The sequence below is a fragment of the Streptococcus infantis SPAR10 genome, assembly GCF_000279535.1.
Classification (GTDB): Bacteria; Bacillota; Bacilli; order Lactobacillales; family Streptococcaceae; genus Streptococcus; species Streptococcus infantis_I.
The window spans coordinates 599,365-626,338 of the sequence record NZ_ALCH01000004.1 but is presented as its reverse complement, the minus strand read 5'-3'; the positions used below and the strand labels follow the sequence as shown (position 1 = coordinate 626,338).

Genomic DNA, 26,974 nt, shown 5'->3' with positions numbered 1-26,974 from the left:
AAAACTCTTTTATCATATTAAGATTAAGAAAAATTCGAGTTGCAATAAATTTAAGTTATAATACCTTATATAAATTATAAATAGGGTAAACCTGATATCTTTCTTGAGTTTCTTTATCTAACTTAGTCCAAAATAAATCAGCTTGTGGTTTTGATTTTAATAACACTGATGCACCAAAACAAATTTCATCATTATCTTTATTATTTAATAAAATATTAGTAAGCTTCTCTATTTCAGTATTATCTAATTCACGATTTCTATATTTAATTTGAAGATCATTTATGATGCTTATGCTATTTTCTTTTATATGGTTCATGTTCCAGTCAGAAAGACGTTGAGCCCAGTTAAGCAACTGTTCTTTTTTTGAAACTTCTTCTGTCATATCGGCTGCAGCAACTATTTTTATTATGGTATCGTCAGCACACACGTTTTCTACACTACAGTCAACTAATCTTTGGTATGAGGCAATAACCGAATCAAAGTTACAGTTATCAATTGTTAACCAATCTTCGGGCCTAAAAACCTCAAATAAAGAAATATCCTCATCCTCGCCTCTCCTGCACCAAGGAGTTTCAGTGAAAATATCTATCATAGTTCCATTATTACCTTCATGAAATGCATATAGAGTACTAATATGTATGTTAGCAATCTTAAGATTAAACAATTTCGATTCCTCGTAATTTAACGCCACCTTGTTTTTTAATACTAGACCTGAATTAAGGATATTTAAATTTCTTTGAGATTGTTCATTAAAGAGGGATAAATCAAGCTCTTTTTTTATCCCCATTTTCTTTATGAAATTTGATATTTTCGACAATTCTTTTATATGGCTATCTAAATCAAGCGAATTAATATCCGATAAAGACCGTTCATCTAGTTCTATACTAATACCATTGAGTGTGAAAAATCCTACTTTTCCTAGTTCTTTAAGTGCCTGAGTACACTTTATAGCATCTGACAGCATATTAGGTCTTGAATAATTAAATTTAGGTTGAGCTTTCCCATTGTTAAAGGATATTTTAAAACCTTCCCCAAAATGAAGCTGTACCTCTCCGTCAGGAAAATAATGTCTCTCTATATCTTCAAAAATATAATCTCCTATCTCAATAATTAAATCTGTTGCTTCGAAAGTTTCAACAATCTCTATTGAATTTTCAAGTGGAATTTCGATGGCAGTTTCAGGATCCCTAAGATAAAGAAAGAGGTCGTGTTCCTTCTGGTAATTAAATATTCCTTCATGCCCCTGACCATAAAAGTAAAGCTTGATCTCTTTATTATTGGGTATATTTTCAATTGACATCCCATCGATATTTATAAAACTATGCTGTTTCTGACTATTAGTAACAAAATCAACTAACATCGAATAAATTTTTTGTTCATCTAGTTTATGAATCTGTACCGAAAGTGTTTTATAATTTGCAGACTTATTTTTTAATTTACTTCTTTTAATTATTTTCTTTATAGAAAAAGGTGGCAGTGATTTATAATAAATATCTTTTAAATTGCTATTCTCATCTAACCAAACTACGAATAAAACTACCCCACCGTTTTTTGAATACAATTCTAAATCACGCATATCTACTGGGAAAGATTTCATTGAATTGTTCTTACGTTTAGTTGCTTTAATTTGGACAGGTACTCTCCCAAATATTTCGCTCTTTTTCTCACTAGCATTTTTAAGAACATGAATTTCCCCATCCCACGCTGGAGTTTTATCATTGTTATCGAAATAAGTCTGAAGCAACTTATTTCTGTTAATAAATGTTGCCAGATATGAAACGCCTAACGTTTCAATTTGTCTATTATTTGCCAAATTATCACCTCATAACATAACACTATGTATTATTTATTATACCATCAACAAAATAAAAATCTATATCTTGTGTTCAATTGAAACTTAAATAAGCTTCAAAAAATGTACAATTGAACCACCACTTCTTCTACACCTATTAGAGTCGAAAATGTACAAATCAATTTCTTCGATTAGATGATATTATGTACTAGAAAACATACAAAATAACACTCCAGAATAATGTACAAAATAAAAATAAAGTACACTATTTAAAGAATGTACTTTATGCTTCTAATTCATTTGTATCAATGGTTTAAGTCTTGTTTGGTCAATTGTACATAAATTTTTAGTTTTAACACAATCCATAATATCTCTATAATTATTTAGATGAATTGCTCTTAAAATCTTTTTAAGTGCTTCAATTACTTTTTCTTCATTTTGGGATTTTTCTTTGTACTCAAAATCATCGAATATTCCCATGACAATACTTCCTTTTCTAAAATTTAAAATGTTGTTTCCTTACTAATTCTATTACTAGCCAATATCGTATAAATCAAATAAGCAATAAAAATAACATAGCAGCCAGTCTTACAACTTACTACTTTTCATATGATAATTTACAAATGTTTTTCCAGCCACTCGATCTTTTTAAAATCCTTATTGTTATTTTGTTCATTTCGATAGGAGTCTTGAGAAGAAGCTTTGTAAATACTTAGATACTGCTCCAGACTTGGAAGACGAAAAGTGATGCCTTCAATGTGAATAAGCTCTATATCCGCTTCCGAAACTCCTGCAAAACCAGGTAAGGAATCGATACTTCCAAATTCAACACTCACTCGATCCTTTTGGAATTCATGCTCATGAATATCTATTAAGACGTAGCCTAAGTCTTTCATCACTTTCATTATTTTGTCCCAGTCATAAATTCTGAGATGATCAGGTGCTTCCCAACCTCTAGGGTCACCAGGCACATGAATGTCAATGTCAGACGGCTCCCAATTTTCTTTCGTTCTAAACTCCAATCCCAAAGATCCCATCAGTGTCGGTGTAATTCCGACTCGATTTAAATGGAAACAAATGGTTTTAAATTCTTCAAATAAGAGACTCATGTTTACTCTAAACCTTTCATATAAATGTTCGTTATTTCTACTTTATTACCTTAAACAAAATCATCTTCATTTTCTAAAGTATATCCCGGGATTTGAGCTACTAAGGCTCTCCCCTCTTCTAAAGAATAAAACTCAACTAAATCCTTTTGATAATCACTTTGATACAATTCCAATATAACCATCGATACCCCTCCTAGCTTGTTGTTTCAAGTATGCTCTCCAAATCACGCTTTTCCACACTCATGTATTCGACTTCTTTTGTTCCTTCATTGTAAAGATAGCATCTAAAAATCAATTGATCTCCTGTCGGAAACAGCGTGTCTATCCCAGAGTAGTCTCCTTGGCATATATCTAGTACCATTTCATCAATGAGCTCTAATGTCTCTAAATGAAACACAAACCATCTTTCTTCCGTTGTGGAGAATACACCGTAAGAATTGTTAATCTTCCAAACGTTTGATAACCCGTCCTGTTCAAATACTGGAAATCGTTTGCTAGACTTTATTTGAAAATCATGATTCGATATCTTATAAAATTCCGTCGTGTAAAAATTTACCAACAACGAACTATCCTCGTGAATCGTAAAAACAAACACCAAATTTCGTGGAAATTTATGTTTTACACTTAGTTCATGATTCAAAAATTCAAGGCAAAAGTCCTGTGAACTGTCCTGTTCCGCTGTTAATGAAACGATGATTTTACTATCAGAGAAACTCTTAAAAGTCACTTCAGAATCAAGAAAGCTATCTTCCAAATCTAAATAGTAACTTTGAAAATTCTGTTCGTCTCTCACTTCAATCCGAATTTCATGGCTACTTTTTCGATAAGCAAACCAAGTTAAGTTATTTTTCTGAGATTGATGGCTGCTGATTAAAGTACCTACATTGGTATCTATATTTTCAAAACTCTTATAGGATTGTTTATGATTGTTAATTAAACAAATTTCATTCACTTTTTTAAAACTGCTAAGTTGAATCACTCGGTTCACCTCCATCTGGTCTGAGAAATTTGACTATTATCGAGCAATAGCCTTTTTTCTATAAATTCAGCCAACTTCCCTTTTCCATCGTCTAAGCACCTCTTTTAAAGGCTCATCTAGATAGGTATAGGCCTTGTCCTTTATCCAATCAGGGATTCCATAAGCTGCTTCGGCAATACTTCCTGTGATAGCAGCAAGAGTATCACTGTCCCCACCAAGAGAAATCGCATTTCGAATCGCATCTTCAAAATCTGTACTTTCTAGAAAGGCAACGATGGCCTGAGGAACGGTATCCTGACACGTTTCATTGAAACGATAAGTAGGACGAATTTCATCTAGTGTTTGAGAAAGATTATATCCATACTCTTGTTCTATGTGTTCCTTGATGAGTCTCTTACACTCTATAGGATTATCGTTGATCGGTTTTCCATAGTCGCCACTGTAACCTCCAAAGTAATAACGACACATAAAGATAGCATCAGACGTCGCCATAGCTCCCTTGACCCCCTCTGGATGGTTATGAGTCACCTCTGCAGAAAGTCGTGCAAGAGCTCTTCTGGACGGCCAGGCTCCCGTTCGTGCACAAAAACTACAATCCATGGTCCAGGCACATGGAGAAACACGCATTGCTGAGCCATTGCCAAAGCTATTATAAGGTTCTCGATCGTCGCCATCAACCCAATTCCCAAATCTTGCACCGTAACCTGCATCGGGATACATCCTACCATATTTTTTCATGGCATCAATAAAGTCATCCTTCTGACCACCATTCATAATGGCTTCTGCAACGGCGCAGGTCATCACCGTATCATCTGTGAAAAAGCAGTCTTCTCTAAAAAATGGAAAGTCTTTCGTTTTAATGTTGTCCCATTCATAAACAGAACCAACAATATCTCCAACTATTGCTCCTAGCATCAGATTCCTCCTTATGATATATCAGATTCATTACACATTTCCAATGAATCGCTCTTTAAAAATGGCACCACCAAATTAATCCACTCTTGAGGCAGGTAAGCTGATAAATAGCCGTGGTTATAGCCCTTAGCTTCATACAAAATCGTATTTGGATGCAGTTGTTGAAATAATTTCGCTGATGCTTTCACACAGTTCAATTCTTTTTCACCATAAATATAAAGAACCTGCGCCTTATTAGCAGAAATCGTATCCTTTAGCTTGTAATGCCCCATATATGTTTTGTAAATGGTCACCAATGTATTGATAGGCGTCCTTGGCAGATCCTCCAAATAATAATCTTTTAGTTCCTCTGGATAAGCCAATTTAGGATATATTTTGTTCATCATGCTTAACTGAAGTTTACAAGAGGATTTACTAAACATCAGTTTGCCAAATAGACGTACCAGAAAAATGCTGATTTTAGCTAATCTTGGTTGAGGAATACAGAGGCTTCCATCTATGATGGCTTTCTCAGCTATATCTCTGTCTATTGACAAAAGCTCCATAGCAATTTGACCACCAAGTGAAACACCACCAATCGCAAACAACTTCCCGCCACAGTTTGCTTTGATATAGTCTAGAATCTCCAAAGCAGAATCTTCAGTAGAAACATAATCAAGTTGAAATTCTTCGCCGTGGCCATTCAAGGTGGGTAGAATGACACGATACTTCTCCGACAAGATCCGTGCTTGACGAAGATAATTCCACCAAGAACTGCCACCACCATGTATAAGTAAGATAGGAGGCAAATTCTTATCACCAAATTCATGGAATTTCATATTTAAACTCCTTACTGTAAGACTTCTAGTAATACTTAGTTGAGTAATCAGAACGTACAAGTAATAAAACGTTCTCAACGTGTAATTAAGGTACTTACTTCATTATATAACAAACGATGATAAAATAACTAGAATAACACTAAAAATCAACATCAAAACAACAAATGCTACGTAAAGTAGCAAAAATAATGAGGATGCAACGTCTACTTGCTTGTGACTTGATAATCGTTTATACTATACTAAATTCTGTCATATCAAATATATGACAATTTACATTATAAAATATATAGAGGAGGTCATACAACATGACATTTGCTGAAAAATTAAAATCCATACGTAAACAAGTAGGGATGTCACAAGAGCTTTTAGCTGAAAAAATCGGTGTATCCAGACAAGCTGTAACAAAGTGGGAAACTGGTGCTGGAATTCCAGATATCGACAATATGGTATCAATCTCAAACCTATTTAACATCTCAATCGATGAGCTAATCTGTAATAAAGGAACTACACTTAAGACAAGCGAATATCTCTTCGAGAGTATCACAGAGTATGATATTGATAAGATCAAGAGTTATGATATGAAATTTGGAGGCGCAGAAAAGTTTGTATTATCCGGATACAACGGAGAAAAAATTCGAGTTCGTCTGGTATCTAACCTTCTTTCTACACTTCAAAATGATTTTAAAGTAAAAATTGATGATAGTAGAAAAAGAATTGATGTAGATGTAAAACGTTATAATAGTGTAACAGAGGCTACGGCTAAAGAAACTGTCAGTATCTTTGTGGAAATTCCGACTTCCTATATTAGTCACATCGAATGTGAAGTTAATGCAAAATCTGTGGAGATTCGCTCTCTAGAATGCGATAATATTGAGCTTGACATTAAGACATCTCGTATTACTCTAGAAGATATTTCAGGCAAGGTAAAAATTAACTGTAATCTTGATATGGAAGTATTATGTAATTCATTAAACGGTGATCTTTCCATTAATCAGATTTCAGCAACATCTCGAATTTGTATCCCAGAAAATAGTATATTTACCGCTGTTTCGAAAGGGATTGGAACACACATTTATTTTGAAAAAGATGGACAAAATACTGAACGCTTTGATTCATCAGATTCTGATAATTTAATTGAACTAAATGGTATCAATAGTGAACTTGTTGTCTATACAGTTAAAGAAAGAGGGTAACTAAATGAATGTAAATTATTTAAAAAGATACATCCTCAGTTCTTATATCCTTGTTTGGGCCCTCATTATTTTTGTAGCAGCCCCCGCAAGTCTATTGTTTAAAGTCCCACCTGTTGTTATGTGGATAGTACGAAATATCGTCGCATGGTCTCCTTCATACCTCCTTTTATTTGGATGGAAGTATTTCCGGACTGATGAAGAAATAACTACTTTTCTTAAGCGGTGTTTCTCTGCTAAAGTTTCGCTACTCCCACTCCTATCTTCATTTGGTATTACATTTGGGCTCAGTATATTATCACTCTTCATTTACTCACTTATGACCCAAAAAACAATGTTCTCCTACATCAATCTAGGAACAGTATCATTGCCACTAAGTATATTCTTATCATTTACATCAGGTCCGACTGGTGAAGAATTAGGTTGGCGTGGTTATATGAGAGAAGAATTTAATAAAAAGTATCATTTTTTAAAATCCTCTATTTACCAAGGCCTAGTCTGGTGTTTCTGGCATACACTTCTGTGGGTTGTAGATTCAAAATTCACGGATTGGCGTGCGATTCCATATATTATTGCTAACATAGTTGTAATTACATCCATTACGATTTTAATGAATATTATTTTGGAGAAATATAACAATTTGATTTATACTATTTTCATGCATTTTGGCTTTAATATTGTTTATGTATTTTTGGATGCTGATATCGGATTTTTTATCATTTTGACCTTGCTATACCTACTCATCACTCCGATTGCAATGCATATACGAAATAGATCTAATTTTAAATACTATCACTAACTATAGTTAAGCTGTTTCTATTTTGAGTACAAAGACAATATCGTCTTACAAACCAGTAATTTGATATACCTCAACACATCGAATGCCAAGTCACATAATAAGAGCAGCTAACCAATCGGTTAACTGCTTTAAAAATAGAAAAATAACTTCTAATATGATATCAGTATTATTTTTATTCCTTTGCCATGAGAACCACTAATCTAATCCAATCTAAAAGAACACATAATTCATTCTCATAACTAAAATTTAATGAAAACTCATCGACCTCAAATTCATTTTCCTGACTCAATTCCATAACAAAAAGGACACCAATCTTTATCCATAACCACGTAAGTCCAATTACAATGATTTTGAATTAATACTGTGGAACGTAAAGTCGATCACTTCTTCCAAAAGAAACAACATCCATTCTAAGATTTAAAATCCTTTTCCTTACTAATTCTATTACTAGCCAATATTGTATAAATTAAATAAGCAATAAAAATGATAATAAAAATAAGATTAATTTTTAACACAAAATAGAGATTTAACAAATTTGCGAACGCATGAAATAATATACAGTATCCCACAGATTTCGTTTGACGGTAAAGAAGCCCTAAAACAAAACTTAAAAATAATGTATATATAAAAAATAAAATAAAAGGAAATCCTTGATGACTTTCTCCAACTATAAACCATAAAGGTAGATGCCAAATCCCCCAAATTGATCCTACAATCAAATTAGATTGCCAATATGTATATTTTTTATCAAGTAATGGTTGTAATATTCCTCTCCATCCTAATTCTTCATGTCCACCACCAAAAAAAATTAATTGAATAAAGAATAGTGGCATTAGATAAATGGATACTCCATTTAATTCTAAGGAAGATACAGAAAATAGTATCAAAATTGCTAACAAATGAATAATGAAATAAATACTACTATTTTTTCTTTTATTAAATACAAAATGTTTAAATTTTATATTATTCCTTTTCAAATAAAAGCCACTAGCAATAGCTGGTCCAAGTGCACCTACTATATGTAATGTTCTTCCTATAATTGTTTCTAATCCAAAGATATGAGATTGCGTAAAGATGGCAAGAATCCCCCAAGCTATATAAGTAATTCCAAATGTACAATAAAGATAATTTTTTAAATTCTTTTTGTCAATTTCTGTCATTTTATCTTCCTAATCCTGATTATTCTATGAATAATATTTTTTTACTGCTTCTTAGTTGCTGTCGATTATAACTACCTATATTCTATCACAAAAACACAAAAAAAGCCTTACAATCAAGGCTTTTCATTATTAATTCATACCAAGCTTTCTAGGCTTTTACGAGCAGAGCAACACACTCGGCGGTTCGCTGTTGCCGTATCGTTTCGTCGTAAACTCCTTACTCTACGACAGCTATCGCATGGGCGGAACATCTCCTTCTACTACGCTGATGCCTCAGCTCGTACAAGCAGTGATACCGCCTCAACATGGTGCGTTTGCGGAAAAAGGTCCACCGGCTGGACTTTCTTCAATTCATAGCCCAACTCTTGATAGAGTTTGATATCACGCGCCATGGTTGCGACATTACATGAGATATAGGCGATGCGGTCAGCTCCTGTTTGAGCGCTTGCTTTGATAAAGCTTTCGGTCAAGCCCTTGCGTGGTGGGTCGACCAGGATGGCAGTTGGTTGGATGCCTTCCTTGAGCCAATTCTTCATGGCATTTTCAGCTGTATCACAGACATAGTGGGCATTGGTAATACCGTTCAATTCTGCGTTCTTCTGGCTATTTTCTACTGCTTCTGGGATAACTTCCACCCCGTAGACTTCCTTGACATGCTTAGCGACAGATAAGCCAATAGTTCCGATTCCTGAGTAGGCATCGATCACCACATCATCTTCACTCAACCCCGCAAAATCAATAGCTGTCTGATAAAGCTTCTCTGCCATTTCTGTATTGACCTGATAAAAGGCTGGTCCAGAAATTTGGAAGCTATTCCCCAACATTTGATCCGTAATGTAATCTTGACCATAGAGAACTCGCCATTCTTTCCCAAAAATCGCATTTGTATTTTGGTCATTAATATTTTGCATGACAGACACAATCTCTGGGAACTGCTTGATGACTTGTTCAATCAACTGTTCAACTCGGAAAATTTTAGGACGAGTTGTCACCAAGATAACCATAATTTGACCTGAATGATGGCCACGACGTACAACAAGGTTACGAATCAAGCCAGAATGTTCCTTTTCATCATAGGGTTTTAAGTCATAGCGACGAAGCAAATCACGTAAAGCCACAATAACTTGATCAATGACTGGATCTTGGATATAAAAATCTTCAAGAGGCATAAGATCATGAGAATTCTTACGGAAGAAACCAGTCTCCAGAACACCATTGACACGACGAACAGGAACCTGAGCCTTATTACGATACTTGATCGGATTTTTCATGCCAAAAGTATCTGCGACCTCTATATCCATGATTCCAGCAATCTTATAAAGACTGTCTTTTACTTGCTTGGTTTTAAACTTGAGTTGCTCTGGATAAGCTAGATGTCCCAAGTCGGCAATACCTGAACGTAGGTAAGCCAAATCTAAGTCTTGATTACGATGTGGAGATTGCGTAAGGTATTCCTCGACTTTACCAAAGCCAATCTTCTTGTTGACTTTAAGGACTCGCATAAGGATTTTTTCAGTCGGAAGAGCATTCTCTACAAAAAAGACCAAGCCATCTACCTTGGCAACACCTGCTCCTTCATGGGTCAAATCGAAAATCTCAACTTCTACAATATCATTTTTCTTTAACATAATTTTCACTTTCTATAAGCCGACAAAAAAAGACGGCAACAATCCTGTTACCATCTATTATACCATGAATTGACCTAAGCACCAAAACTCTTGAAGAAATCAAGGATAGCTTGCCAAATTGAGCTGAGGATGTTTCCACCGTCTTGAATAGCTTTATTGGCATCAAAGTTTAGATCGATATTACTAAAACTATCACCTGCTTGAGCAACAATGCTTTGTTTCAAATCTTTAAGAGTCTTTGTAAAGTCTTCGTTGTTAAGAATATCGCTCTTTGAAAGATTAAAGGCAAAGTTGATGATGACATTGACTTGGTTGCCTGTAACAACTTGATCCAGTTTATAGTTCTTTAAAGTATCTTCGACAATCTTACGAACATCATCTTCTGTAAGCTCACCCTTAGACTCTTTAGCCTTAGCGACTGCAGCCTTTATATCAGCAAGGGCTACGTTCAGTTTATTGGCATCAAAGCCTGATTTGTCCTTGTTTTCATCGTTAATATCTGACAAGGCCTTGAGCTCTTCCTGAGCCAAGTCTTTATTTTCCTGAGGTAATTTTACACCATTTGACTCAAGGGAATAGTAAATACCTGCTAGGGCACTTTCACCAGTAACCGGAATTGGTGCCGCAACGGTGATACGCGCGTGCTCCACACCCAAGGTAACAGCCGCATTACGGTACATATCTTGCGTTACTTTAGTGATATTTTCAGGTGTCTCAATCTTGACCTCAAGTGGAGATTTTTCTCCTAATTTTTGAATTTTTGCTGATGAATAAAGTTGAAGACTTGAATCGTTTGCGACATTCATAATTTTTGAGTAGACATCTGGTGTCATGGTCTTCAAATCTTTAGTATCTTTTGAGGCATCATAGCCAAGTTTTTTAAGTGTTTGATTTTTTTGATCTTCCGTTAATGAAGAACCCAAGACGTACTCAGGTTGAACATAGGTTTCATCAATTACTTTTTGAACATCAGTAGCTGCCTGGGCGCTTTGCAGTGTTGCAACTGCTAAAAGTACTGCAGCGCTAGTCAGAAAGAATTTCTTTCGCATGAGACGTTCCTCCTTTTCTACTCTAGCATATTAAAGTATCCTTAAAGAAAACTTATAAAAACACCTAGAAATTCTAGATGCTTAAAATAGATTAAAAATTTTCATAATATAGAGATTCAGCTGAACCTGTCTAGAGTAATAATAGTTTCCCCCATCCACATAAAGTTCTCCACCTTGAAAAATAGAAATGGGATTGATGTAGCGATAGGTTTTCCCTGTTGTATTTCCTAATATAGGCGCAACTGTATCTCTGGAGTATTGCTTAGCTAGTACAAGAGTATTCTTTTTCCCATTCTGGGCGATAAAATCGATATAAGCAGGTCCAAAGTTATAAGCTTGAATGGCTGTCCAGACATCCACTCCTTTTTCTTGAGCAAGATAGAGATTTTCTGTCAAGGTTTGAACCCCTTGCCGAATACTACTTGCATTATCGTTTATGGTATCAGTAGAGCCACTAGCAGATTCACTTGACTGCATCACGTCCCCTTCTTTACCCTTAGTTTCTGTATAAATCATGGCGAGCACAAGCTCTTCGTTTGCTGGGGTATCTTTTTCATTCAAGATTTCGCGAACCATGGGTTGGTAGGTCATGACTTGTTTGACATCCTGACGAATCAGATAAGCTTTATATCCAGCGAAAAGGAAGACTGCTAGTACCAGCATTCTTCGTATAAATTTAAACATTATTTATTTTGTATATCCTCGATGTTTTTGATTAAGATAGAATAGGTTCCATTATCGTTTTGAATGAACTCAACTGATTCCGCATCTTGATAGACATTGTTTGGTACGATGAGTTCAATTCCATTTGACAAGGAAAGTTTCTGATTCTCAAATCTCTTTAACTGACGACTGGCATCAATCTCATCAAACTGTACTGGCTCTGGTACTGCTTCTTTAACCTGGTCAATGAAGCTAAGTCGAGCAGTAAGATTATTGTCAAAAAGATCATTGGCTAATTTTTCTGGAGAGAGCTCATTATTCTCTTCAAGATTATTGAAAATTGCTGATTTTACCTTGGATTGAAATTGAAAATCATCTGTGTTAAAGGTTTCGGCAATCTTTTGAGCCGTTTTTTCTAGTTCCTTAATGGATTTCTTTGGTGAAATCTTTGGTTGTGCTTGGATAAGATTCTCAGAAAAATAGTTTAAAAAGGCTCCATTATACTTGATGCGTTTTTCAATCAAGTGATACTTGCGACTTTGAAGATTAACAACTAGTGCTTCATCTGCTCCAGTTCCAAATCCAGGTAAGTTATTCTGAGTCAGTTTGATTGGATTGTCAACCTCGCCACCCAAGTGTGTCAAGGTTTCACGCAATGCAATTCGTAGAAAGGCAAAGTGGTCTACTCCCTCTTTTGAAAACTGGACAAAAACCAAGTCATTTGTCCTTTGGTTTTCAGATACAGAGAATTCCTCTTTCCAGAGATTAGCAATTGTAACAGATGTTTCCATTAAATCTTCTTTGATGTGATTGAAAAAAGGATTATCCTCTTCAAAAATACCAGTTTTGGCATCATCCGAATACACACGCTCCACTTTTTTACGCAAGTATTCCTCGATTTTAGGAGTGATATTGAGAAACTTATCCGCCAAGAACAACTCTGTGTCATCAGGGCTGAACTGATGGATAATGGCTTTCTTAATATAAATATCCATAAAATATTAGTCCTCATATAATGGGAAGGCATCTGTCAAGGATTTGACTGCACTTCTCACTTCTTCTAAGACAGCTTCGTTTTCTGCATTCTTAAGGGCTTTAATAATAAGTTCAGCAACTTGACGGCTTTCTTTTTCACCAAAACCACGAGCAGTAATTGCTGCCGCTCCGATACGAATACCACTTGTCTTGAATGGTGACAATGTTTCGTAAGGGATTGAGTTTTTATTAAGGGTAATGTTGACCTCATCCAATAAGTTTTGGGCTACTTTTCCACTTTCTATAACCTTTGTGACATCCACTAAGAAGAGGTGGTTTTCAGTACCACCAGAGATAATGCGGAAATTAGGATCTTGCAGGAATACTTCAGCCATAGCCTTGCTGTTCTTGATGACATTAGCAGCATATTCCTTGAAGGCTGGATCCAAAACTTCTTTAAAGGCTACAGCCTTAGCAGCAACAACATGCTCTAGTGGTCCACCTTGGATACCTGGGAAAATAGCGGAATTAATTTTCTTAGCAAGGTCTTCGTCGTTAGTCAAAATCAACCCACCACGTGGTCCACGAAGAGTTTTGTGAGTTGTTGTCGTTGTGATATGTGCGTATGGAACTGGATTTGGATGAAGACCGGCTGCAACCAAGCCAGCAATGTGAGCCATATCGACCATGAGTTTTGCGCCCACAGCATCCGCAATTTCACGGAATTTTGAGAAATCAATAATGTGAGAATAGGCTGAGGCACCAGCTACGATAAGTTTTGGTTGAACTTCTTGAGCTTGTTTCAAGATGGCGTCAAAGTCCAATAGCTCTGTCTCCGGATCAACGCTATATGAAACAAAGTTATAGGTTTGGCCTGAGAAGCTGACAGGAGCTCCGTGAGTCAAGTGCCCACCCGCAGCTAAATCCATCCCCATAACCGTATCACCTGGTTCGATCAAGGCCATGTATGCTGCACAGTTAGCTTGACTTCCTGAGTGAGGTTGGACATTGGCAAATTTAGCACCAAAGATTTCTTTCGCACGTTCAATAGCTAGACTTTCGATAACATCCACTACATCAGTACCACCATAGTAACGACGTCCAGGATATCCCTCAGCATATTTATTGGTTAAGATTGACCCTTGAGCAGCCATAACAGCCTTAGATACAACGTTCTCTGAAGCGATTAATTCAATATTATTTTGTTGGCGTTCCTCTTCTTTGGCAATAGCATTCCAAAGATCAGCATCATAAGCTTTAAAATCTTCTTTGTCAAAAATCATAGTTTTTCTCCTTTAATTAACTTAATAAATCGTTTCTGCACTTTATCGCAAGTATAACCCACTCTTTCATAAAATGCATGAGCACCAAGACGATGGTCTGCAGAGTTTAATCGAATAAACTCATAACCCCGTCTTTTTGCTTCTTGTTCTAATCCATGGAGCAAAATTTTCCCGATGCCCTTACCTTGCATCTGGGGTACCACTGCTAAAGCCAAAATATTAAAACCGGCATTAGAATAAAGGGATTCATAAACCTCAGCATGTACATACCCAAGTAAGTCATGGCTGGTCGGTTCCTCAAACCCCAGTAGGAAATGATGTGAGTCTTGGGATAATTTTGCTAGTTGACTAGCCGTTTCCTCAGGACTAAAATCATAACCTAAAGCATCTTTGTTAATCTCATAAATCGATGCAACATCTGTTGCTTTCAAAGCACGTAGCATGTCATACCTCCTCAAAAGGAATTTCAGGTATCTTGGCAAGAATATCTTCTCGAGTTATCGAACCTTGGCGTAGAATTCTTGCCTTACAAGCAGTCAAATCTAAAATAGTCGAATCTTGACCTGTCAAAAAAGCATCATCTTCTATCCCAAGAACCTCTTGTCCGAAGTCTTTTAAAATTTTTTTAAAGCTAGCACCACTAGCTTGACCCGAGATATTTGCAGATGGGCCGATTAAGGGACCAAACTCACGAATCAATTCTAGTGTAACAGGATGACTTGGCATGCGAAATCCAACAGTCGTTAAGTCTGAATTGACCCAGTAAGGGACCTTGTCATTAGCTTCTAAGATAATGGTCAATGGACCAGGAAGAAAACCATCAACAAGTTTTTGTAAATAAGGTGGCTGATTCTTTGAAAAGTTCAAGATATCATCTAAACTAGCAACATTGAGATTGAGAGCCTTATCTCTAGGGCGACGTTTGAGCTGATAAACGTAGTCAACAGCCTTTTCATCCAATGCTTTTGCAAAGAGGCCATAAACTGTCTCCGTTGGCAAAACAACAGCTCCACCTTTTTCCAACTCTTGCTTAATTTTCTCCATCATCAATGACTACCATCCTATCTTGGCCAAATTGGTCTTTGAGCGTTCGAACTCGTTTCTCTGGAAGATTTTCCATAAAGAGAGCGGGCACACTTTGACCTTGTTTGTAGCCAATTTCAAGATAAATCTTACCACCATCATTTAGATAGTCCTTGGAGTCTTCCGCGATTCTACGGTAGATAGCTAGGCCATCCTCGTCAGCAAAAAGTGCCAAATGTGGTTCTGAATGCAAAACATTCAAGCCAACTTCTTCTTGATCTTCACGAGAAATGTATGGTGGATTGGATACAATTATATCATATTTTGAAGAAATTTTAGAGAAACAGTCAGATTTGATAAAAGAGAGATTTAGATTTTGAACGTTAGCATTCTCTGTTGCAAGCTCTAATGCATCCTGTGAAATATCCGCTGCCGTAACCGACCAATCTGGCCTATTTTTAGCTAAAACAAGGGCTATTGCACCGCTTCCTGTTCCGATATCTAGAACTTTTAGATTGTCCTTTAGATTCTCGGCTAGGATGAGCTCTACCAACTCTTCTGTCTCTGGGCGAGGAATCAAGACCCGCTCATCAACCTTTAACTGCATCCCAAAAAATTCTGCATGACCGATAATGTACTGGGCAGGAATATGTGCTGCTAATTTCTTGAAAATTTCTTCCACAAATTGCTTCTCTTCCTCTGTTACTTCTTGCTGGAGGGCAAAGACGAAGTCTGTAAAAGATAGATTTTTTAGGCTACGATAGACAAAGGAGAGGCTTTCTGCTTCCTCTCCTTGTACTATTAACTTTTCCTCAAAATCTTTAAAAATTTGAGCTAATTTCATTATTTGTTTAATTCTTCCAATTTTTGTGTTTGGTCATAAAGAACCAAGGCATCTACAACTTCATCCAATTTACCAGCTAGAATTGTATCAAGTTTTTGTAGAGTCAAGCCGATACGGTGGTCTGTGACACGGTTTTGTGGGAAGTTATAAGTACGAATACGCTCTGAACGGTCACCAGTACCGATAGTAGACTTACGTTCAGCATCTTGTTCATCTTGGGCAATCTGTGCAAAGTGGTCAGCAACACGCGCACGAATGATTTTCATGGCCTTCTCACGGTTTTTCTGCTGGGTACGTTCTTCCTGCATCTCCACCTTAATATTGGTTGGCAAGTGAACAATACGAACGGCAGTTGCAACTTTGTTGACGTTCTGTCCACCAGCACCAGATGCGTGGTAGATGTCCACACGAAGATCTTTTGGATCAATATCGTACTCTACTTCTTCTACCTCAGGCATGATAAGGACAGTTGCCGTAGAAGTATGAACACGACCTTGGCTTTCTGTCACAGGGACACGTTGCACACGGTGGGCACCTGATTCATACTTGAGTTTAGAGTAAACTGACTGACCAGAAACCATGGCAACCACTTCTTTGAAACCGCCGACACCGTTCATAGATGCCTCCATAACTTCAAAGCGCCAGCCTTGGGCTTCAGCATATTTTTGGTACATTGTTAGAAGGTCTCCAGCAAAAAGTGCTGCCTCATCTCCACCAGCAGCTCCACGGATTTCAAGGATGATGTTCTTGTCATCGTTTGGATCTTTTGGAAGAAGCAAGATTTTCAATTTTTCTTCGTACTCTTCTTTTTCTGCCTTAGCATCCTTGAGTTCTTGCTTGGCCATTTCTTCCAAGTCGGCATCTCCGCCAGACTCTTTAATCATTTCTTCAGCATCAACGATGTTTTGGAGGACTTGTTTGTATTCACGGTAGGCGGTTACGGTATCACGAGTTGAAGCTTCCTCTTTTGAAAGCTCCATGAAACGCTTGGTATCAGAGACCACATCAGGGTCGCTCAGCAATTCTCCTAATTCTTCATAACGGTCTTCTACAGCTTGTAGTTGATCATAGATATTCATTCTTATTGATTCTCCTTATTGATTTCAGGGGCAAAATAATGTTTACGGCAAACCGAGATATAGGTTTCATTCCCACCTATCTGGATTTGTTCACCATCATAAACAGGCAGTCCGTCCTGCGTACGCAACACCATGGTCGCTTTTTTCTTACAATACTGACAAATGGTTTTGATCTCATCAATTTTATCTGCTAATAATAATAGATGTTTAGATCCTTCGAACAGCTCATTGCGAAAGTCATTCTTCAAACCAAAGGCCATAACAGGTATGTCTAACTCATCGACAACACGCGCTAGGTCGTAAACATGATGACGTTTCAAAAACTGGGCTTCATCGACCAAAACACAGTAGGGCTTTTCAGGTAAATCTCGAATAAACCCAAAAATATCCGTAGTATCATCGATAGCAACTGCTGGTCGCTTCATGCCAATCCGACTCGACACATAGCCTATACCGTCTCTTGTATCCAGAGCCGAAGTCATGATAACAACTCCCTTTCCTTGCTCCTCATAGTTATAGGCTACCTTGAGAATCTCGATGGTCTTTCCTGAATTCATGGTCCCATAACGATAATACAACTGTGCCATGTTTCTATTTCACGTCCATTTCTAATTTTCTGCTACATTCTAGTATATCATATTTTCCAAAAGCTTTAAACGGCAAAATGTGGTAAAATAGAAGAAATCAAAAACTAGTGGAGGAAGCTATTATGCCATTTGTACGCATCGATTTATTTGAAGGACGCACGCTCGAGCAAAAGAAAGCCTTAGCTAAGGAAGTAACTGAAGCTGTGGTTCGTAACACTGGTGCACCTCAATCTGCTGTTCATGTCATCATCAACGATATGCCTGAAGGAACTTACTTCCCGCAAGGGGAAATGCGCACTAAGTAAAGCTTAAGCAATCTGCTTAGGCTTTTCTTTATAAGTGGCATTCGTTGAATAAAAAACTTTATTTTGTTACAATTTTAAGAGATATTTGTATATAAATTGTTAAAAGGAAATGAAATGATTACACGTGAATTTGATACCATTGCAGCAATCTCGACACCGCTTGGTGAAGGGGCGATTGGGATTGTTCGCCTAAGCGGAACGGATAGCTTTGCCATTGCACAAAAAATTTTTAAAGGCAAAGACTTGAGCAAAGTTGCTAGCCACACACTGAACTACGGCCACATTATTGACCCTTTGACTGGTAAGGTTATGGACGAGGTCATGGTTGGGGCTATGAAGTCTCCGAAGACCTTTACTCGCGAGGATATTATCGAGATCAACACCCACGGAGGGATTGCCGTGACCAATGAAATCCTGCAATTGGCTATCCGTGAAGGGGCTCGCATGGCAGAACCTGGAGAATTTACCAAGCGTGCCTTCCTCAATGGTCGTGTAGACTTGACTCAGGCTGAGGCAGTGATGGATATCATCCGTGCTAAGACTGACAAGGCTATGAATATAGCAGTCAAACAACTTGATGGATCCCTATCTGACCTCATTAACAATACTCGTCAGGAAATTCTCAATACCTTGGCTCAGGTTGAGGTGAATATCGATTACCCTGAGTATGACGATGTGGAAGAAGCCACTACTGCTGTTGTCCGCGAAAAAACTATGGAGTTTGAACAACTCTTGACCAATCTCCTAAAAACTGCACGCCGAGGTAAAATCCTCCGCGAAGGAATTGCAACAGCCATCATTGGTCGTCCCAACGTTGGGAAGTCAAGTCTACTTAATAACCTCCTGCGCGAAGATAAAGCCATTGTAACGGATATTGCAGGGACTACTCGAGACGTCATCGAAGAATACGTCAATATCAACGGTGTTCCACTGAAGTTGATTGATACTGCAGGTATTCGTGAAACGGATGATGTCGTGGAACAGATCGGGGTTGAACGCTCCAAAAAAGCCCTCAAGGAAGCTGACTTGGTACTACTAGTCCTAAACGCTAGCGAACCTCTAACTGCCCAAGACCGACAACTTCTTGAAATTAGTCAAGATACTAATCGAATCATTCTTCTCAACAAGACTGACCTGCCAGAAGCGATTGAAACTTCTGAACTTCCAGATGATATCATTCGTATTTCAGTCCTCAAAAATCAAAACATTGATAAGATTGAAGAACGCATCAATAACCTCTTCTTTGAAAATGCTGGCTTGGTCGAACAAGATGCTACCTATCTATCCAACGCCCGTCATATTTCATTAATTGAAAAGGCAGTTGAAAGCCTACAAGCTGTTAACGAAGGCCTCGAACTAGGAATGCCAGTTGATTTGCTTCAAGTTGATTTAACACGTACCTGGGAAATTCTTGGCGAGATAACTGGTGATGCTGCGCCAGATGAGCTGATTACCCAGTTGTTTAGCCAATTTTGTCTGGGTAAATAACATAAAAACTAGGTCAAAAAAATGCTAGTCACCTAAAAAGAGGTTGGGACAAAAAGATCCCGACCTCACTTTTTATTATCAATCATAATTTGACGCGGTAGCTGATTGAACTTTTTGTTCGTCTTTTAGACTCCAAAAAGCTCCTAATCATCCTCGCGGGGCTGAGACTACGAAATCAAGACTTTGTCTATCGATTTCTGTTCCACCGCCTTTTCTTTCACCTTCTTAGTTATATCCTGCCTTAGCAGAAATCTGAAACAAACCTTATACTCAATTAAAATCAAAGAGCAAACTAGGAAACTAGCCGCAGGCTGTACTTGAGTACGCCAAGGCGACGTTGACGCAGTTTGAATTTGATTTTCGAAGAGTATTACCAGTTCTTTTCTATTTTCACTTAGTCTTTAGGTAATTTGCCAGCTTTTTCAAGCATTTTTTTGATTAAATAAGGCATCTTGACATTTTCACGACCTTTTTTCTCAATTAATTTTTTTACAAATTCTGGCATTTGTAAGTCTTGTGATTCATCTAAAATATTCTTAGTTTCCTCCGAAGGGACTAATTCATCAAAGGTTTCTTCTTCTGGGAGGAATTCTCTAAATTCTTTATGTTCATTAGCTCGGATAATATTGACCAAGGCATCAATAAAACGAGAATCTGTATTTGGCATTGGTGGACGATAGTAGTTCACCTCCAATTCCTGACACAAGTCATGACATTCCACATCGTTGTCAAACAAGACTTCAATATGCTCACTGATAAAACTAATAGGCACAAAAATATAATGCTCTGGATGTTCTTCCTGTTCTCTAAGATACTCCAATACATCTGGTTTAATCCAAGGAATACCAATATCACTTTCGCTCTGCCAAGTGTTGGTATATTGATCTGGTTTCAAGCCTAATTTCTCAGCAATTAACTTGCTATTTTCGAAAATCTGGTCGATATAGGGATCACCAAAATCCAAGGCAAAAATGGGTACACTGTGGGCAGAAAAGATGACTTTAAAGCTATCCTGTTTCACCTTTTCTTTTAAAATTTTAGCAATTTCAGCTGTCCAATAGTTTAATAGTGCTTCTTCTTGATACCAGTCCTTAATAACTAAAAACTGAATTTGTTTGCTTTCCAGAAACTTTTCGTACCCCATGACAGAGTAAAAGGAATAGTGTGGCTCCAAAATTAAGCAAATACACTTTTCAATTCCATCTAGTTCCATTTGCCGAATTATATCTGGAATAAAAGGGGTTGAAAATTTATTGGCAAAATAGACACTATATTCATTACCTAACCTAGCTTCTACCAAGGCAACTTCTTCACGGGTAATTTTTTGAAGTGGAGTTCCTCCAATTCGAACATAATTATCATAAAGGGTTTGAATTTCGTGGTCTTGAGGTCTAACTCCTCGACGAATGTTGGTAAAAAAGTCGGCTACTCCTTCAAAGGTAATCTCTTCTGGTGAACCAAATGTCATCATTAAAATTGCTCTTTTCATCTCTGCATCCTTGTGATATTTTTATCTTTCTTATTGTATCATTAAAGAAGCCATTAGTAAACGCTAACATAAGGATTTTATCTTCCTTTTGACTTTTGTTTTTCTCTTCTTTCTATGATACAATGGTTTTAAAAGAAGGAAAAAAAGAGTTACGATGAAATATCCAACATTGTTGGAGCGTTTTTTGACTTATGTCAAAGTCAATACACGTTCTGACGAACATTCAACTACTACACCAAGTACTCAAAGTCAAGTAGACTTTGCCACTAATGTTCTCATCCCAGAGATGAAGCGTGTCGGTTTGCAAAATGTCTATTATTTGCCAAATGGTTTTGCTGTCGGTACACTTCCAGCTAACGATCCAAGTTTAACTCGCAAGATTGGTTTTATCTCCCACATGGATACAGCTGATTTTAATGCTGAAGGTATCAATCCACAAGTAGTTGAAAATTACGACGGTGACCTTATCGAGCTTGGTGAATCTGGTTTCAAGCTCGATCCAGCTGATTTCAAGAGTCTTGAAAAATACCCTGGTCAAACTTTAATTACTACAGACGGGACAACTCTTCTCGGTGCTGACGACAAATCAGGTATCGCCGAAATCATGACAGCCATCGAATACTTGACTGCTCATCCTGAAATTAAGCACTGCGAAATTCGTGTCGGCTTTGGACCTGATGAAGAAATCGGTGTTGGTGCCAATAAATTTGATGCAGAGGATTTCAATGTTGACTTTGCTTATACAGTTGACGGTGGACCTCTTGGTGAACTTCAATACGAAACCTTCTCTGCTGCAGGTGCAGAACTTCACTTCCAAGGTCGTAATGTTCACCCAGGAACAGCTAAAGGACAAATGGTTAACGCCCTTCAATTAGCGATTGACTTCCACAATCAACTCCCAGCTGGTGACCGCCCAGAATTGACTGAGGGCTATCAAGGTTTCTACCACCTCATGGATGTATCTGGTAGTGTTGAGGAAGCGCGTGCTAGCTATATCATTCGTGATTTCGAAAAAGAAAACTTTGAAGCGCGTAAAGCTGCTATGCAAGCTATCGCTGATAAGATGAACCAAGAACTGGGTAGCAATCGTGTTACTTTAACATTAACTGACCAGTACTACAACATGAAGGAAGTTATCGAAAAGGATATGACACCAGTAACCATTGCGAAAGCGGTTATGGAGGGCCTTGGTATCACACCTATCATCGAACCAATCCGTGGTGGAACAGATGGTTCTAAGATTTCCTTTATGGGAATTCCGACGCCAAATATTTTCGCTGGTGGCGAAAATATGCACGGCCGTTTTGAATACGTTAGCCTTCAAACCATGGAACGTGCAGTTGATACTATCATTGGTATCGTATCCTACAAAGACTAAAAAAGAAGTAGCTAGGCTACTTCTTTTTTAGTTTACTACTTTCTCACTTGTTTTTGGAGATGTAGCTTCAGGAGTTAAGTTTGACTCAGTTTGTTTATCATTTGATTCTTTATTGGCTGTTTCAGTACTAGCTTCAGCTGGCTTCCCTTTTGATTGGAACTCTTGATTTAACAAAACGATTTCTTGAGCGACCGTCAGCAAAGCTTGCTTGTCTTTACTTGCCGCTGCTAGTTTATCAAACAAGGCATCGACTTTTTCAAAGTCAGCATCTGAACCATTATTCAATTCCAAATAAGTATGAAGGGCAATGACTCCGTTGTATAGTTGTTGATAGAGAGCCACGACCTCTGGATCTTGTTTGGCATTTTCACGTTCATTCTGAATAGTCTGTGAAATGCGTTTCAGAAGATCTTGGACTTGTGTATTTAATTCATCAAGGTCTGCGTCTTCTTTCTCCAAAGCAGCCTTAAGATTTTTCACTTCGTCAGAGAGTGAAGCTTTAACCCCTTCCTCATTGACTTGATTCACTAATTCTTCAGCTTTTGTTAGTAACTCTTCTACTTGCCCTTTTAAGACATGATTACTTTGTTCCTCAGGTTTAATATCATCATACAAACCTTTCAAGAACTCATAGACTGCAGTTTTAGCACTATGGCCATCCACTTTTTCTGTATCTAAGATTGTTTCAGAAGCCTTGCTTGCGACCGGCTCATTTTTCAGTGCTTCTTCTACTTCCAGTTTTGTTTGGTAGATTTCCGGGAATAGTTTGTTCAAGTCAGTCGCCTTAAGGAAGGATTGTGATTGATAAAGTGTCCAAGTTAAGTTCGCAACTTTATTTCTAAGAGTGTTATTTAAGTGATTATCAGATAAATGTTGATAGAAATACTTAATGTACTCGACTGTTGTAACTCCAGTACGATCATTGAAGTCCTGCAAGGCTTCTAGTTTAGCTTCAACTGCATCTAAACCTGCTTCATCTTGGGCTAGTTTATTTTCTTGAAGCTGAGTTAATAAATCCTTCTTAGGAAGTCCATAAGCATCTGTGTCTAAGGTATTAATCTTATCTACTAAAGCTTGATATTTCTTGTCTAAAGGACTGATTTCTGTTGGTTTGACACTTGAGTCAATGTGAATATACTGTTTATCAAACAAATCCAAAGCTGCCAAGTATCCTGCAGTAGAGTTGGTTGATAGTTTTTTCATATTTTCAGAGAATTGACCCAAGGCAAGCTCAATTTGTCTCTGTACGCTTGGCTTGTCTTTATAGAGCTCTCGACTCTCTACCAAAAGCTGTTCAACCTTATGCACTACAGCATTTTCATCAAATGCACCAGGTTGGTAGTTAGATTGCAAGGCAGGAATTTTGTTTTTCAAAGCGACTTCATAACCTTTAGTTTGAACCTTGATGTAGTGGTTATGGTCACCATGAGGGATAACAAAGCTACCATTTTCAACCTGCAAGCTATAAGGAGAAACACCATCACGTAGAGCTGTTGTATAGAGTTCGTTTAGGAAATCAAGCTCTGCATCTCCAGTTTGAATCGGAATACGAACGTGTTCCTTACGAACAGCGTAAGGGTGAATGTGAGTTGGGTCATAAGCCTGGTCTGGATTACCAAATACAAAGAATCCATTTGAAATTCTGATAGCCTCAAGAGGAACGCCATATGTTCTAGAAATATAAGCTATTTTTTCTTCATCGCTGGCATCTCGAGAGAAACTTTCAACCGTCTTGGCAAGAGGTTTTACAGACTCAGTTTTATGACTGTTTAAATGTTCTTGAGCAGCTTTAATCTGATCTTTTGTTAAATCTTTTTTAAAGAAATAGTGGTTGTGATCTCCATGAGAAACGACAAATCCTTTTTCATCTTCACTTATCACTCGATCTGCTGCAAATCCATGATCGTGCTCTTCCTCATGATGGTGTTCTTCTGGTTTACTACTGTGGTTATCTGGGCTAGTTTCTGATTGTTTATTTCCGTACAAGTGATCCTGCGCGGCCTTGATTTGATCAGGGGATAAATCTTTTTTAAAGAAGTAATGATTATGATCTCCATGAGAAACGACAAATCCTTTATCATCTTCACTTATCACTCGATCTGCTGCAAAGCCATGATCGTGTTCTTCCTCATGATGGTTTCCATGGTTATCATGATGGTGTTCTTCTGGTTTATGACTGCTATGATTATCTGGGATAGTTTCTGAATGTTTATTGCCGTACAAGTGATCTTGTGCGGCCTTAATTTGATCAGGTGATAAATCTTTTTTAAAGAAGTAATGATTGTGATCACCATGGCTCATAACAAAACCTTCTGAATCTTCACTTATAATTCTATTTGCATCAAAACCATGATCGTGTTCCTCTTCTTCATGGTGAACATGTGGTAACGGATTATTTGGTGTAGAATTAGAAGGACTTTCTAAGCTTGGAGTGTTAGATTGTGCTTGATGATTGTTAAGAAATGATTTAGGGATATAGTGATAGTGGTCCCCATGTCGTACGATATAAGCATCGCCAGTATCTCTGACAATATCATTAGGGTTAAAGACATAACCATCATCTGCTGCAGAAACACCATTATTCGGTGTCAGTGACAAGGGTTGACTGAGAGCTGAACTATTGCCAGATAAATAAGCCTTTGCGGCAGCTAATTCACCCGCTGACAGATCACTCTTAGGAATATAATGGAAGTGTCCTCCGTGGGGAACGATATAAGCATCTCCTGTATCCTCAATGATATCAGAAGCGTTAAAAACATAACCGTCATCAGTTGTATAACGTCCTTGAGCTCTAGCTGCCACAACTTCCTTAGAATCATTTTTTTGGTCAGATGTATGCCCTTGTTTTTGTTTTTCAATTTGTTCTTTGGTACGAATATTTTCAGCTTGACTAGCATTTTTTAGGTAGACATAATATTTTCCATCAACTTTGATGATGTAACCACCTTTAATTTCGTTAACGATGTGTTCATCACGCAATTGATAACTTGGATCTTTCATGACTAGTTCTTCACTAAAAATCGCATCGAAAGGAACTTTACCATTATAGTAATGGAAATGGTCTCCGTGAGAAGTCACATATCCCTGATCAGTAATTTTCACAACAATTTGTTCGGCCTCAATGCCTTCCTTTTTGCTAACTTGATCAGGAGTCAAATTTTCGTTCTTTTTAGACTCATTCTTTTTCCCATCGACATAAGATACACGATTATCTTCCTTCTTCTCTGCTTCTTGGTGCTGATTTAAAACATAAGCACAAACACTAAGCGCAATAACTACTGCTGATCCAGCTAAGTATTTCTTTGTTTTATTCATAATTTCCTCATTTCAATTCTTCTGCTAGTATTGCAATATCCTCTTCTAAATTATCTAAATAAGACTTATCATTTTGTGGGTCTGCCTCTAAAGGATTGAGAGTTTTAAGACTCACACCTGTTGACTTGATAAGCGTTTCAGCTACTTTAGACGAAGCATTGCTCTCTGTAAAAATAGTTTTAACTTTATAGGTCTTAACAAATTCTTGGATTTCAGTCAGTTGTCTTGGGCTTGGTTCTTGATCAGGAGAAATACCAGCAATACCAAGTTGATTCAAGTCAAATCTCTTTGCTAAATAAGAAAAAGCAGTGTGTTGTGTCACAAACGTTCTTTGCTCCACTTTATCGAAGATAGGTTTATATTTATTTGTTAACTCATGAGCTTGATCAATAAACTTCTTCGCATTCGACTGATATTTTTCTTTATTCTCACTATCTAATTCTGATAATTTATCAGCAATAATTTGTGCTTCCTCAGCTACCTTTTCAGGGTCTAACCAAGTATGAGGATCATAAAGACTTTTCTCATCCACACCTTCTCCTACTTTTATATCTTCTAAGCCAGATACTCTATCCAAGGTCATACCCTCAGATGCTTCTAGGACCTTAACCTTGGACTTTTGTAGACTTGGGTCTAGACTACCCGCCCAAGACTCTAAGGTATGAGAATGATAAACAAATACATCCGCATCGTAGATAGCTGCAATATCATTTGCTGACGGTTCATAAGAATGAATGCCTGAACTAGACTGAATCATTCTTACATCATTTAGTTCACCCGAAACTGCTTTTACCATAGCATATACAGGATAAAAACTGGTAACTATTTTCATTCCATGAGATTCTTTGACATCATTTTGCTTATCTTGACTACAAGCTCCTAAAAATAAGGCAAGTACCGAAGATAGCATACCTATTAGTATTTTCTTTTTCACTAGAACTCCTTAACTAGTATTTAACCATTTAATTAACTAGTAAACATTCTACTCCAAAAAATTTACGATGTCAAGCTAGAAATTTAATTTTTCCCAAAAATTTACCAATAAAAAAATAAATCTAAGACTCTTAATCGACTACTTTTGAAAAACAAAAAGCTCGAATTTTCAT

At 37.3% G+C, this 26,974-nt stretch carries 26 protein-coding genes; 5 read left to right on the top strand and 21 right to left on the bottom strand.

What is annotated here, in order from left to right; genetic code table 11:
* Positions 1 to 55: 55 nt before the first annotated feature.
* From SPAR10_RS08220 to SPAR10_RS08195, 7 genes are all read right to left on the bottom strand, one after another.
* Positions 56 to 1,813, bottom strand: coding sequence for a DUF4365 domain-containing protein (locus SPAR10_RS08220; protein ID WP_004252826.1), 1,758 nt, complete (start codon positions 1,811 to 1,813; stop codon positions 56 to 58).
* Between the two features lie 270 nt (positions 1,814 to 2,083).
* A complete protein-coding gene (locus SPAR10_RS08215) occupies positions 2,084 to 2,272 on the bottom strand; it encodes a hypothetical protein (protein WP_004252825.1) in 189 nt (62 codons plus the stop codon).
* A 137-nt stretch (positions 2,273 to 2,409) separates the two neighbouring features.
* The gene (locus SPAR10_RS08210) at positions 2,410 to 2,901 is read right to left on the bottom strand and encodes a nucleotidyltransferase (RefSeq protein WP_004252824.1); all 492 of its coding nucleotides are present in this window, start codon (positions 2,899 to 2,901) and stop codon (positions 2,410 to 2,412) included.
* A gap of 50 nt (positions 2,902 to 2,951) precedes the next feature.
* Positions 2,952 to 3,083 (bottom strand): hypothetical protein, encoded by a 132-nt coding sequence (locus tag SPAR10_RS11290; RefSeq protein WP_004252823.1) that lies wholly within the window; start codon positions 3,081 to 3,083, stop codon positions 2,952 to 2,954.
* A gap of 11 nt (positions 3,084 to 3,094) precedes the next feature.
* Complete coding sequence (locus SPAR10_RS08205; RefSeq protein WP_004252821.1) at positions 3,095 to 3,880, bottom strand: hypothetical protein; 786 nt, start codon at positions 3,878 to 3,880, stop codon at positions 3,095 to 3,097.
* Between the two features lie 66 nt (positions 3,881 to 3,946).
* Positions 3,947 to 4,795, bottom strand: a complete 849-nt coding sequence (locus SPAR10_RS08200) for an ADP-ribosylglycohydrolase family protein (protein WP_004252819.1) — start codon at positions 4,793 to 4,795, stop codon at positions 3,947 to 3,949.
* A gap of 11 nt (positions 4,796 to 4,806) precedes the next feature.
* Positions 4,807 to 5,613: an alpha/beta fold hydrolase gene (locus SPAR10_RS08195; RefSeq protein WP_004252817.1), complete on the bottom strand. Its 807-nt coding sequence runs from the start codon at positions 5,611 to 5,613 to the stop codon at positions 4,807 to 4,809.
* Positions 5,614 to 5,918: 305 nt separating this feature from the next.
* Here SPAR10_RS08195 and SPAR10_RS08190 point away from each other — a divergent pair, with 305 nt between their 5' ends.
* Together SPAR10_RS08190 and SPAR10_RS08185 are read left to right on the top strand one after the other, a co-directional pair.
* Positions 5,919 to 6,806, top strand: a complete 888-nt coding sequence (locus SPAR10_RS08190) for a helix-turn-helix domain-containing protein (RefSeq protein ID WP_004252815.1) — start codon at positions 5,919 to 5,921, stop codon at positions 6,804 to 6,806.
* A gap of 4 nt (positions 6,807 to 6,810) precedes the next feature.
* Positions 6,811 to 7,602 (top strand): CPBP family intramembrane glutamic endopeptidase, encoded by a 792-nt coding sequence (locus SPAR10_RS08185; RefSeq protein ID WP_004252810.1) that lies wholly within the window; start codon positions 6,811 to 6,813, stop codon positions 7,600 to 7,602.
* Positions 7,603 to 8,012: 410 nt separating this feature from the next.
* On the opposite strand, the gene SPAR10_RS08180 is transcribed toward SPAR10_RS08185, so the two are convergent.
* From SPAR10_RS08180 to SPAR10_RS08130, 11 genes are all read right to left on the bottom strand, one after another.
* Complete coding sequence (locus SPAR10_RS08180) at positions 8,013 to 8,762, bottom strand: CPBP family intramembrane glutamic endopeptidase (RefSeq protein ID WP_004252806.1); 750 nt, start codon at positions 8,760 to 8,762, stop codon at positions 8,013 to 8,015.
* A 260-nt stretch (positions 8,763 to 9,022) separates the two neighbouring features.
* On the bottom strand, positions 9,023 to 10,390 hold the full coding sequence (gene rlmD, locus SPAR10_RS08175) for a 23S rRNA (uracil(1939)-C(5))-methyltransferase RlmD (protein WP_004252804.1): 1,368 nt from the start codon (positions 10,388 to 10,390) through the stop codon (positions 9,023 to 9,025).
* Between the two features lie 74 nt (positions 10,391 to 10,464).
* On the bottom strand, positions 10,465 to 11,439 hold the full coding sequence (locus SPAR10_RS08170; protein ID WP_004252795.1) for a DUF1002 domain-containing protein: 975 nt from the start codon (positions 11,437 to 11,439) through the stop codon (positions 10,465 to 10,467).
* 81 nt (positions 11,440 to 11,520) lie between these two features.
* Entirely contained in the window at positions 11,521 to 12,123 is a 603-nt protein-coding gene (locus SPAR10_RS08165) for a lysozyme family protein (RefSeq protein WP_025170566.1), read from the bottom strand.
* On the bottom strand, positions 12,123 to 13,097 hold the full coding sequence (locus tag SPAR10_RS08160; protein WP_004252789.1) for a nucleoid-associated protein: 975 nt from the start codon (positions 13,095 to 13,097) through the stop codon (positions 12,123 to 12,125). Before SPAR10_RS08160 ends, SPAR10_RS08165 begins: the two co-directional genes overlap by 1 nt.
* Before the next feature lie 6 nt (positions 13,098 to 13,103).
* On the bottom strand, positions 13,104 to 14,360 hold the full coding sequence (glyA, locus tag SPAR10_RS08155) for a serine hydroxymethyltransferase (RefSeq protein ID WP_004252787.1): 1,257 nt from the start codon (positions 14,358 to 14,360) through the stop codon (positions 13,104 to 13,106).
* Entirely contained in the window at positions 14,357 to 14,803 is a 447-nt protein-coding gene (locus tag SPAR10_RS08150; protein WP_004252785.1) for a GNAT family N-acetyltransferase, read from the bottom strand. Before SPAR10_RS08150 ends, glyA begins: the two co-directional genes overlap by 4 nt.
* 1 nt (position 14,804) lies before the next feature.
* A complete protein-coding gene (locus SPAR10_RS08145) occupies positions 14,805 to 15,407 on the bottom strand; it encodes an L-threonylcarbamoyladenylate synthase (protein WP_080581399.1) in 603 nt (200 codons plus the stop codon).
* Positions 15,391 to 16,227, bottom strand: a complete 837-nt coding sequence (gene prmC, locus SPAR10_RS08140) for a peptide chain release factor N(5)-glutamine methyltransferase (RefSeq protein ID WP_004252780.1) — start codon at positions 16,225 to 16,227, stop codon at positions 15,391 to 15,393. The genes SPAR10_RS08145 and prmC overlap by 17 nt, the downstream gene beginning before the upstream one ends.
* On the bottom strand, positions 16,227 to 17,306 hold the full coding sequence (gene prfA, locus SPAR10_RS08135) for a peptide chain release factor 1 (protein ID WP_004252778.1): 1,080 nt from the start codon (positions 17,304 to 17,306) through the stop codon (positions 16,227 to 16,229). The genes prmC and prfA overlap by 1 nt, the downstream gene beginning before the upstream one ends.
* A gap of 2 nt (positions 17,307 to 17,308) precedes the next feature.
* Entirely contained in the window at positions 17,309 to 17,893 is a 585-nt protein-coding gene (locus tag SPAR10_RS08130) for a thymidine kinase (RefSeq protein WP_004252774.1), read from the bottom strand.
* A gap of 122 nt (positions 17,894 to 18,015) precedes the next feature.
* Here SPAR10_RS08130 and SPAR10_RS08125 point away from each other — a divergent pair, with 122 nt between their 5' ends.
* Both SPAR10_RS08125 and mnmE read left to right on the top strand, forming a co-directional pair.
* The gene (locus SPAR10_RS08125; RefSeq protein ID WP_001117401.1) at positions 18,016 to 18,198 is read left to right on the top strand and encodes a 4-oxalocrotonate tautomerase; all 183 of its coding nucleotides are present in this window, start codon (positions 18,016 to 18,018) and stop codon (positions 18,196 to 18,198) included.
* Between the two features lie 114 nt (positions 18,199 to 18,312).
* Entirely contained in the window at positions 18,313 to 19,686 is a 1,374-nt protein-coding gene (gene mnmE, locus SPAR10_RS08120; RefSeq protein ID WP_004252771.1) for a tRNA uridine-5-carboxymethylaminomethyl(34) synthesis GTPase MnmE, read from the top strand.
* Between the two features lie 394 nt (positions 19,687 to 20,080).
* On the opposite strand, the gene hemH is transcribed toward mnmE, so the two are convergent.
* Positions 20,081 to 21,175, bottom strand: coding sequence for a ferrochelatase (hemH, locus tag SPAR10_RS08115; RefSeq protein WP_004252769.1), 1,095 nt, complete (start codon positions 21,173 to 21,175; stop codon positions 20,081 to 20,083).
* A 154-nt stretch (positions 21,176 to 21,329) separates the two neighbouring features.
* Here hemH and pepT point away from each other — a divergent pair, with 154 nt between their 5' ends.
* Positions 21,330 to 22,553 carry a peptidase T gene (gene pepT, locus SPAR10_RS08110; RefSeq protein WP_004252759.1) on the top strand — a complete coding sequence of 408 codons (1,224 nt, stop codon included), beginning with the start codon at positions 21,330 to 21,332 and terminating at the stop codon, positions 22,551 to 22,553.
* Positions 22,554 to 22,580: 27 nt separating this feature from the next.
* On the opposite strand, the gene SPAR10_RS08105 is transcribed toward pepT, so the two are convergent.
* Positions 22,581 to 25,868 carry a pneumococcal-type histidine triad protein gene (locus SPAR10_RS08105; RefSeq protein ID WP_004252756.1) on the bottom strand — a complete coding sequence of 1,096 codons (3,288 nt, stop codon included), beginning with the start codon at positions 25,866 to 25,868 and terminating at the stop codon, positions 22,581 to 22,583.
* Positions 25,869 to 25,875: 7 nt separating this feature from the next.
* Positions 25,876 to 26,778: a metal ABC transporter solute-binding protein, Zn/Mn family gene (locus tag SPAR10_RS08100; protein WP_416068962.1), complete on the bottom strand. Its 903-nt coding sequence runs from the start codon at positions 26,776 to 26,778 to the stop codon at positions 25,876 to 25,878.
* Positions 26,779 to 26,974 lie beyond the last annotated feature (196 nt).

Coding starts and splice junctions, on each gene's coding strand:
- SPAR10_RS08160 (WP_004252789.1), bottom strand. CDS start 13,097: ATGGATATTTATATTAAGAAAGCCATTATCCATCAGTTCAGCCCTGAT.
- SPAR10_RS08190 (WP_004252815.1), top strand. CDS start 5,919: ATGACATTTGCTGAAAAATTAAAATCCATACGTAAACAAGTAGGGATG.
- SPAR10_RS08130 (WP_004252774.1), bottom strand. CDS start 17,893: ATGGCACAGTTGTATTATCGTTATGGGACCATGAATTCAGGAAAGACC.
- mnmE (WP_004252771.1), top strand. CDS start 18,313: ATGATTACACGTGAATTTGATACCATTGCAGCAATCTCGACACCGCTT.
- SPAR10_RS11290 (WP_004252823.1), bottom strand. CDS start 3,083: ATGGTTATATTGGAATTGTATCAAAGTGATTATCAAAAGGATTTAGTT.
- hemH (WP_004252769.1), bottom strand. CDS start 21,175: ATGAAAAGAGCAATTTTAATGATGACATTTGGTTCACCAGAAGAGATT.
- SPAR10_RS08145 (WP_080581399.1), bottom strand. CDS start 15,407: ATGATGGAGAAAATTAAGCAAGAGTTGGAAAAAGGTGGAGCTGTTGTT.
- SPAR10_RS08185 (WP_004252810.1), top strand. CDS start 6,811: ATGAATGTAAATTATTTAAAAAGATACATCCTCAGTTCTTATATCCTT.
- SPAR10_RS08125 (WP_001117401.1), top strand. CDS start 18,016: ATGCCATTTGTACGCATCGATTTATTTGAAGGACGCACGCTCGAGCAA.
- SPAR10_RS08200 (WP_004252819.1), bottom strand. CDS start 4,795: ATGCTAGGAGCAATAGTTGGAGATATTGTTGGTTCTGTTTATGAATGG.
- SPAR10_RS08170 (WP_004252795.1), bottom strand. CDS start 11,439: ATGCGAAAGAAATTCTTTCTGACTAGCGCTGCAGTACTTTTAGCAGTT.
- prfA (WP_004252778.1), bottom strand. CDS start 17,306: ATGAATATCTATGATCAACTACAAGCTGTAGAAGACCGTTATGAAGAA.
- glyA (WP_004252787.1), bottom strand. CDS start 14,360: ATGATTTTTGACAAAGAAGATTTTAAAGCTTATGATGCTGATCTTTGG.
- rlmD (WP_004252804.1), bottom strand. CDS start 10,390: ATGTTAAAGAAAAATGATATTGTAGAAGTTGAGATTTTCGATTTGACC.
- SPAR10_RS08210 (WP_004252824.1), bottom strand. CDS start 2,901: ATGAGTCTCTTATTTGAAGAATTTAAAACCATTTGTTTCCATTTAAAT.
- SPAR10_RS08165 (WP_025170566.1), bottom strand. CDS start 12,123: ATGTTTAAATTTATACGAAGAATGCTGGTACTAGCAGTCTTCCTTTTC.
- SPAR10_RS08195 (WP_004252817.1), bottom strand. CDS start 5,613: ATGAAATTCCATGAATTTGGTGATAAGAATTTGCCTCCTATCTTACTT.
- SPAR10_RS08150 (WP_004252785.1), bottom strand. CDS start 14,803: ATGCTACGTGCTTTGAAAGCAACAGATGTTGCATCGATTTATGAGATT.
- SPAR10_RS08180 (WP_004252806.1), bottom strand. CDS start 8,762: ATGACAGAAATTGACAAAAAGAATTTAAAAAATTATCTTTATTGTACA.
- SPAR10_RS08215 (WP_004252825.1), bottom strand. CDS start 2,272: ATGGGAATATTCGATGATTTTGAGTACAAAGAAAAATCCCAAAATGAA.
- pepT (WP_004252759.1), top strand. CDS start 21,330: ATGAAATATCCAACATTGTTGGAGCGTTTTTTGACTTATGTCAAAGTC.
- prmC (WP_004252780.1), bottom strand. CDS start 16,227: ATGAAATTAGCTCAAATTTTTAAAGATTTTGAGGAAAAGTTAATAGTA.
- SPAR10_RS08105 (WP_004252756.1), bottom strand. CDS start 25,868: ATGAATAAAACAAAGAAATACTTAGCTGGATCAGCAGTAGTTATTGCG.
- SPAR10_RS08100 (WP_416068962.1), bottom strand. CDS start 26,778: ATGCTATCTTCGGTACTTGCCTTATTTTTAGGAGCTTGTAGTCAAGAT.